This window comes from Sulfitobacter sp. 1A15258 (genome assembly GCF_043557045.1).
Classification (GTDB): domain Bacteria; phylum Pseudomonadota; class Alphaproteobacteria; order Rhodobacterales; family Rhodobacteraceae; genus Sulfitobacter; species Sulfitobacter faviae.
In genome coordinates, this window is the sequence record NZ_JBIFFK010000021.1 from 1 (window position 1) to 7105 (window position 7105).

The window sequence follows — 7105 nt, forward strand, 5'->3', positions numbered from 1 at the left end:
CCCGGCCCGCGGCTTCTGGAAATGTCGCATACTGAGGCCTGACAGAAGTTCGCACTCGATCACATGCTCGAACGGTCAGAAATTTCTTGCACTACGGGCGGCAACCACAGAAGCAGCCTGTTAAGTCGTTCTTGCACTGCGTATCTGTTTACGCGTGTCTCACGGTCAACGAAACCTCGCGATGAAGATCAATGTTGTTCAGAACGTGGTCGCCCAACTCTTGCAAGGCCGCGATTGCCCTTTTGACGCGGCGAACCAAGAACCACAGACCGGAACGAACGTAAAAAAGCGCTTCGTTTTTCATTCCGAGCTAGGAAGAGATGATGCCCTGCTCCTCAACCTTGGACTAAGATCTGAATTTTACAATTGCCCTACGACGGCAGGCCGAGTGCGCTAACGGTCGAGCAAGAGCCGTCGTCTATTGGCGTAAGAACAATCAATCCCGAAATAGAGACAAAGAGAAGCTCGAATTAACCCAGGGCCAGCCCAATCAATGAATAGCATATCAGAACTAACCCTCCCCTCTAAAAGAACGGGGCGTCAGCAGGCTATGTTTGCTATTTGATTCGTGTAGATGGCGGCTGAAGGCGTTCGGCGTTCAGCATGACCTCCAGATACTGCCACGCCGAGGCGCTTAGTTAGAGAGATTTCCAAAGGGCTGACAATGACACAGAAAATACTCCGCTCCGCGACTATCGCTAGCGCCTTCCTATTTTGGAGGCTTTCAGCTGAAGTTGAGGCAGAGATCGACCGGCGTGGACCCGATGGGTGGCAGGTCCGCGACGTTGCGTCCAATGACGTGTCGAATGCCCGAATGGGACCCGGTACCGATTACCCTATCAATGAGACCTTTTCGCATAACGCGCGCGGACTGGCACAAGATCACCTGCCTGTCTTACTATACAACGGCGCATTCCTGCCAAATGGCAGGCGGCAATTATTAAGCCCTGCCCTTGCTTTAGTGCCTAATGCAATCGGCCAGCTCCTGAGAATCCGATGTTGTATGGCATGATCACACTCTACGTCGACAGTAAGCATTTTACGCAGGCGGATATCGCTGTGTTTCGATTGCGGGCGGATCCTTCACAACCTGGAGCCTCGCTCCGTATCTTCCGCATCAAGCATGGCGACTGGTCATTTTTGTAATGCCGAACAACAGAAAGATTTTTGATATGATAAAGAAACGCAACACGATGACATCAGCCATTATAGGTGCTTGCTTTGCGCTCGCAGAGCCGGTCTTGGGCCAAGCAATTGAGCCGATTGGCGCGCTAGAAGCAACCATCAATGGGACCTCATATCAGGGAGAAACCCTGTCGGTGCCGAGCGAGGGAAGTGCAACCGCCTCCTTCCAGTCCTTCGGACCTATGACAAAGGTGACCATCCAGGCTCATGATCCCCAGGTCCAAAGCAGGATGCACAATGTCCTTTCCCTCGAGGTTTCCCTCATGGGGGAGAACGCTTCGGCCCCTCAAATGGACAAGACCGTATCCTGGTGGCCTGAAGGAATGAACGCACCTTTCTATATAAGTGATGGCAATGAGGTCGAAGTCCAGGTCTTCTTCGACACTCTCTCCTTCGCGGATGGAGTCTCTGCCGCATCAGGCAGCTTCACGGCGCTTCTGTGTCGAAAAGAGGACTTCTTCTCAGAAGCGGAACCGGATGATTGCAAGCAAGTCGACGGCACTTTTGATACCCCCTTGAGCCAAGGCAGGTAAGAAGGACCACCTGAGCAAGTACAGTATGAGAGGGAGATGCAGTGAACCATCAGATGCGATTGTCATGTCTTAAGATGGCGCTGCTTGCCTTAACGGTTAACATCTTCCCGCTGGCTGGCGAGGCTTAGTCAAAGGATGTGAATGTACCTTAGTATGACGCATATGACGCACTCAATGGGAACAATCTTGTTGGGAGCTGAAGCGGCAAGATGTCTGGCCAGGCGATCTTTCCGCGCCGGGGGTACGAGAATAGCGACATTTTTGGCATCATATTGCATGTTCACCGCCACCGTGATGGTCAGACCTGCTCCGAAATCCTAATCAGGGACATTCCTTGCGGTCCTGAAGATGGGGGTGTCGGCGTGGTAACTATAGCCGGCGCTGATGATGTGCCCGCCGGGTTCGGTGGGATTACCTTCATCAATCAACTTGCTGACACTGAAAGGAGCGACTTCAAGGTTCATCAATCCTACGGTGCCGAGCTTGAGAGTCGCGCAAGCATCGTGACCCGGTGGAGCGATGATCACTTCACGCTCAGCTTTGTCGGTGACTGTGAGGCCGTGATGGCCCCAGTTAAAAATCAAGCCTTCGACTATGACCGCCAGCGTGAGACCTATGAAGACAGGGTGCGGCTGAGCGCCAGTTTCACCCTGAACTGGCGCCCATTTCGACCGGACACCATGGATTGATCAAGAAGGATTAAGACTAGCCTTAAGCACGTGCTTATATCTGAGATGGAAATCATCTCTGATGGTGGACGCACTCGACGCTGGTCTGCGGCTGAAAAGCTACGGATCGTTGAAGAGACCCACTATGACAGCGATAGCGTTTCCACCGTTGCTCGTCGTAATGGCGTGGCCCCCAATCTGTTGTATCGTTGGCGTAGATTGATGCTTTAGCGACCTGCTTTAGGCGCTCTTCATACCAGCGAATCCGTCAGTGGAGAGCCATGAGCTGTTCTGACAGGTTGCGAATTACCTTGTTGGCGATGTCCGGCCGGCCAAGCATCTCGCCATGGGTGATGTCTTCTGCAAATCCAATTACCCGGGCCAGTCGGCCTGGGATGTAGATCCCGATCTCGGCAACCAGTCCTCGCACGCTGTTGATCAACCGCGTTCTGCTCCCCCCCCCCCTGATTGACAGTCCAATGAGAAAGGCTAGACTTGAGCCATGGTCACGCATGAGAATCATTTTCGGTTTCTGCTTCTGAACCGCCCCCGTCCCCGGGTGGCGCACGCTTAGGCTTATCTACAACCCCCGGGGCCATCTCAAACCTTCCACTGAGACTGCGATCCTTTCCGGGGGACCATCATGTATATCACCAATTCCACACATCTGCTTGCGAGCAATGCCTATCGACCTTCCTTCAAGAGCCCGCCGCTCGAAGGCAGGTTTCAGTTAACACGCGCAGACCGGATCGGGGTCGAGCGCCTGTTGCGCCTCGGGTTTACCGAGAATTGCCCGAACCCGACGCTGATCGAGGGCTTCTTGCGCCACAAGCTGCGCATGGCGCGCCCCGCGCCCGAACCAGCACCGGCCAACCTCGTCGTGGCAGGACGCCATGTTGCTTTCGCCACCAGTGGCGGCAAAGCCCGCAGCGGCATGCTGACCTTGGTGCCGGGCGAAGGTGCAGGCTGCATCCCGGTCACGTCCTTCCTGGGCGCGACGATGCTGGGCATGCAAAAGCGGCAGAAAGTCCCCCTGCTGCGCGAAGACGGTTGGATCGACACGCTGGTCGTGCTGGACATCCACGGCGCGTAAGCGCCCGCGCCCGCCCGACATTTCAACCCTTTCAAGGAGTTTTCCGATGACCACCTCATCCAAATTACGCCGTTCCCCGCGACGTCCCAAGATCGTGCTCAGCAGCACCCGCCTGGCCGAGCTCGAAGCGCTATCCGAGGGCATGATGCGCCGTAACCCCGAATTGGCCAAACAACTGGTCGAGGAATTGAGCCGCGCGCGCATCGTCTCCCCGTCGCGGCTGCGCGCCGATGTCGTCGATCTGGGGCGCGAAGTGACCTACCACGACGCAGCAACGGGCAAGAACCATAGGGTCACGCTGGTTCTGCCGCAGGAGGCCGATATCTCAAAGGGTCTCGTGTCGGTCATGACGCCCATCGGCATTGCACTCATTGGGCTGGCCGAAGACGCCGTGTTCCATTGGGAAACCCGCGGCGGAGAACGGCGCGAGTTGAAAATCCTCAAGGTCACGCCCTTTGAGGAAGAAACCTTGCAGAGTGCGTGACATGAGAGAGCCAAACATGAGGACGCGCAAAAACCATGTGCGGCCCGGGGGGTGTCGACCCATGCTGTGAAACCGCATGGCGCACCGTCCGGGAGCGAACCCGCCGCTTATCGGCACAGCCATCTTGCTCGGAGTTACGCCATGTCTCTTCACTTGCCATCCAAATGCCCGTCCTGCGCTGCCGCGATCCCGCGCGCCGCGGCAGGACGCTGTCCCCGTTGCCGTACACAGTTCGCGCAGGCGCTGCCGCAGAGGGTGGTGCATTGCCGCCGCTGCGATGCGCCGATCCCGCTGCAAGGGGCCGCCGCCCTCACCTGCACTGCCTGCCGCACCCGACGCCCGTCGCGTCTTGCGGCCTAAGGCGGGCAAACTACTTGCCCCTTAACCTCTTAACACAAAGGAGAAATATCATGCGCGTTACCCCAACTGTGCTGGCCTGCTTCGCCTTGGCCCTACCGGTCACGGCGGAGACGACCGTAAATCTTTCGCTCGGTGGGATCGATAGTCTCGACACCATGACCTATGATTGTGACGGCGGCGCCCCGTTGCGGGTGCAGTATCTCCTTGCGGGCGAGAACGCTCTGGCGTTGGCCGAGATCAACGGCAGCCCGCGTATCTTCGTCAACGTCGTGTCCGGCTCGGGTGCGCGCTATGTCTCAGGGGCCGACACCTTATCGACCAAAGGCACGACCGCGCTTTTGGAGAACCGGATGGACGAGACCAAAGTGAAATGTGAGGAATCCGGCGAAATGCCGGAGCGCTAGCCAAATCGGCCTTCGCTGGCCGGAACAGGACAGAAGGTCGCAGTCCACCCCGAGCGCTTGATAAGTCCCCCGGGGTGGCCCATTTCAGAGGTATGACGATGTTCAAACTTCATACGAGGTTCCTGCTGAATGCGGGAAACACACTGAACCGCCGGTAGCCCCGGGCGGAACGGCGCGAGCCTGTTCCAGCCACGGGGTTCATTCGGTCGCAGGATCAATCGACATGACGGACGCATGCGCCCTTGGGCCCATCGCTCGTAAGCGCGTGGCAAAGCACGGCGCGGCCTCCGTCGCGGTTCAACCATCTCGTCATGGAGGGTGTCATGTACGCCTATTTCATCGCCAATTACTCACCGTTCAGATCTGCTCCTCCCTCGCCAAAGCCTATGGGGCGCACTTCTGGAAAGCCGGGCACACTTCGCCGCATATTGCGCAAGGCAGTTCTAAACTGGCAGCGCCGAAGAACAATCGCCGCCCTGCGTGAACTGGACGATCACGTCCTGCGCGACATCGGTCTTCGCCGGGACGAAATCCCGATGATCGTCGAGCGCATGCAGGCCGATGATCTGCCACAGAACCGCTCGACCTCTCTCAAGCAGCAGCACGTGTGAGCCGCCGGAGGCCGCATTCCCGGCAGCTGCAGTATTCCAAAGCTACGAGTGGATTGAAGAGATGATGCTTTGCCAAGCAGATTTCGAAGAGCTGTTTTCGGAATTGTTCGAGCCGAAACCTAGTGGCGCAGCTGCCGCCCCCTCGGACGGCTGTATCGCCCGCTGGGAGGACGATGGCGGCGCGCCCGCTCCGATCAGCAGATCATGGCGGGGCCAGGCTCCCTCGCCCATGATCGCCGCCCTTCTCGGGCTGGCCGCGGTGCATTCCGCCATGCAGTCGAGCAAAGTGGCGATGCCCCCGGCCCGGCGGTTACTGGAGGTCGAAGAGATACGGTAACATTCAAGTCCAATGCCCGGACAGGTCACTAAGGTGTTCCTGCCCGGGCTGCCGATCCGCCCAGTCCACCACGCGCCCTTCAAAACTCCGGCATCCGCCAAGGCTTTCTTTCTTATCAGCTCCATTCTCCGAAAAGCGCGCGAATAGAACCTAAAGGGGCGCTCGACCTCGATCTGAAAGAGGCAATAATAGTCCATGCAGTCCGTACCCTGATCGCCCCGGTCAAAGCCCTTTTTGGCGGGACGGCACTTATGATTGCGGGCAACAGCCTGCTTGGCGTAATCCCGCCCCTGCGGATGGAGGCGGCGGATAATCGGTTGCGCTGACCGGGATCGTGATGGCCGCCTATTACATGGGGTTGGTTTTGGGCGGGCTCTACACCAAACGCGTTATCCTGCGGCTCGGCCATATCCGCGCCTTCTCGGCATCTGCCACGCTGACGGCGGCGGTCTGTCTGGCCTATGGCTTCGTGGCGTTTCCCGCGGCCTTAATCCTGTCGCGGCTGCTCAACGGCTTCTGCATCGCCGGCATGACCACCTCCACCGAAAGCTGGCTTAACGACCGCAGCAGCAACGAGACCCGGGGCCGGGTGCTCGGGTTCTATATGGTGGTCTTCTACCTGGCGATCGCTGCGGGCCAGACCTGGGTCAACCTCGGCCCCGTCGGTGGGAGCGCGCATCTAATGATCGCGTCGACGCTTATCGGACTGTCGCTGATCCCCATCGCAATAACCCGTCTGGGCGAGCCGGACCTGAAAGCTTCCGAGCCACTTGACATTCGAAGATTGTTCGACGCGTCGCGCGTCGGGGTCGTCGGGGTGGCTGTCGCCGGTATGCTCATCGGGTCTTTCTACGCGCTCGGCGTGGTCTTCGCGCGGCAGATCGGGCTTAGCGTATCTGAGGCGGCGATGTTCATGAGCACGGTCGTGCTTGGCGGTCTTGGCTTTCGGCGGCCCGTGGGGATGCTTGCGGATCGCTTCGACCGGCGCATTGTCATATCCTGTTTCTTGCTGGTGGTTGGGCTGTCCTGGGGGCTGTCGAGCATCGCGTTTGCGGGCGGTGGGCTTTTGGGTTTGCTGATCGCCATGGCGCGGTCCTTTGGCGGGGCGATCAGCAGCGTTTATCCGCTTTGCGTGGCGCAGACCTTCGACCGGTTGGAGAAGCGGGTCTACGTGGCGGCCTCGGAGCCTCTGTTGATGACCTATTCCATCGACGCCACGATCGGGCCGTTGCTCGCTTCACAGCTGATGTCCGTTTTTGGGCCTGCGTCGTTCTTTCTGTCCGAATCCAACGTCGCCGTTGTCTACGCGCTCTTCGTGCTGATCGCGGCGCACAGTAGGCAGGCGCTGCCGGTGGGACTGTCCTGAATTTTGTGCTCTGGCGTGGTAACTGCTCTATAAGGAGACCCACGTATGAGCATCGACAAAAAGC

The 7105-nt window shown here is 58.3% G+C and carries 9 protein-coding genes and 1 pseudogene; 9 read left to right on the forward strand and 1 reads right to left on the reverse strand.

The window, feature by feature from the left end; translation table 11 throughout:
- Positions 1-1172 precede the first annotated feature (1172 nt).
- The 3 genes and pseudogenes from ACGYK9_RS18900 to ACGYK9_RS18910 form a co-directional block, all read left to right on the forward strand.
- The gene (locus ACGYK9_RS18900; protein ID WP_394415172.1) at positions 1173-1718 is read left to right on the forward strand and encodes a hypothetical protein; all 546 of its coding nucleotides are present in this window, start codon (positions 1173-1175) and stop codon (positions 1716-1718) included.
- 209 nt (positions 1719-1927) lie between these two features.
- Entirely contained in the window at positions 1928-2407 is a 480-nt protein-coding gene (locus ACGYK9_RS18905) for a hypothetical protein (RefSeq protein WP_394415175.1), read from the forward strand.
- Between the two features lie 45 nt (positions 2408-2452).
- Positions 2453-2614, forward strand: a pseudogene (locus ACGYK9_RS18910) (transposase); the annotation flags it as partial.
- 40 nt (positions 2615-2654) lie between these two features.
- Here the strand turns inward: ACGYK9_RS18910 and ACGYK9_RS18915 are convergent.
- Complete coding sequence (locus ACGYK9_RS18915; protein ID WP_276155156.1) at positions 2655-2828, reverse strand: hypothetical protein; 174 nt, start codon at positions 2826-2828, stop codon at positions 2655-2657.
- Positions 2829-3029: 201 nt separating this feature from the next.
- On the opposite strand from ACGYK9_RS18915, the gene ACGYK9_RS18920 reads away from it, so the two are divergent.
- The 6 genes from ACGYK9_RS18920 (at position 3030) to ACGYK9_RS18945 (ending at position 7041) form a co-directional block, all read left to right on the forward strand.
- Positions 3030-3479: a hypothetical protein gene (locus tag ACGYK9_RS18920; protein ID WP_394415178.1), complete on the forward strand. Its 450-nt coding sequence runs from the start codon at positions 3030-3032 to the stop codon at positions 3477-3479.
- Positions 3480-3525: 46 nt separating this feature from the next.
- Positions 3526-3963 carry a nucleoside diphosphate kinase regulator gene (gene rnk / locus ACGYK9_RS18925; protein ID WP_067936811.1) on the forward strand — a complete coding sequence of 146 codons (438 nt, stop codon included), beginning with the start codon at positions 3526-3528 and terminating at the stop codon, positions 3961-3963.
- 410 nt (positions 3964-4373) lie between these two features.
- Positions 4374-4727, forward strand: coding sequence for an MliC family protein (locus ACGYK9_RS18930; protein ID WP_394415181.1), 354 nt, complete (start codon positions 4374-4376; stop codon positions 4725-4727).
- A gap of 323 nt (positions 4728-5050) precedes the next feature.
- Positions 5051-5338 carry a DUF1127 domain-containing protein gene (locus ACGYK9_RS18935; RefSeq protein WP_394415184.1) on the forward strand — a complete coding sequence of 96 codons (288 nt, stop codon included), beginning with the start codon at positions 5051-5053 and terminating at the stop codon, positions 5336-5338.
- A 61-nt stretch (positions 5339-5399) separates the two neighbouring features.
- Positions 5400-5675, forward strand: coding sequence for a hypothetical protein (locus ACGYK9_RS18940; protein ID WP_394422688.1), 276 nt, complete (start codon positions 5400-5402; stop codon positions 5673-5675).
- Between the two features lie 337 nt (positions 5676-6012).
- Positions 6013-7041: an MFS transporter gene (locus ACGYK9_RS18945; protein WP_394415190.1), complete on the forward strand. Its 1029-nt coding sequence runs from the start codon at positions 6013-6015 to the stop codon at positions 7039-7041.
- Positions 7042-7105 lie beyond the last annotated feature (64 nt).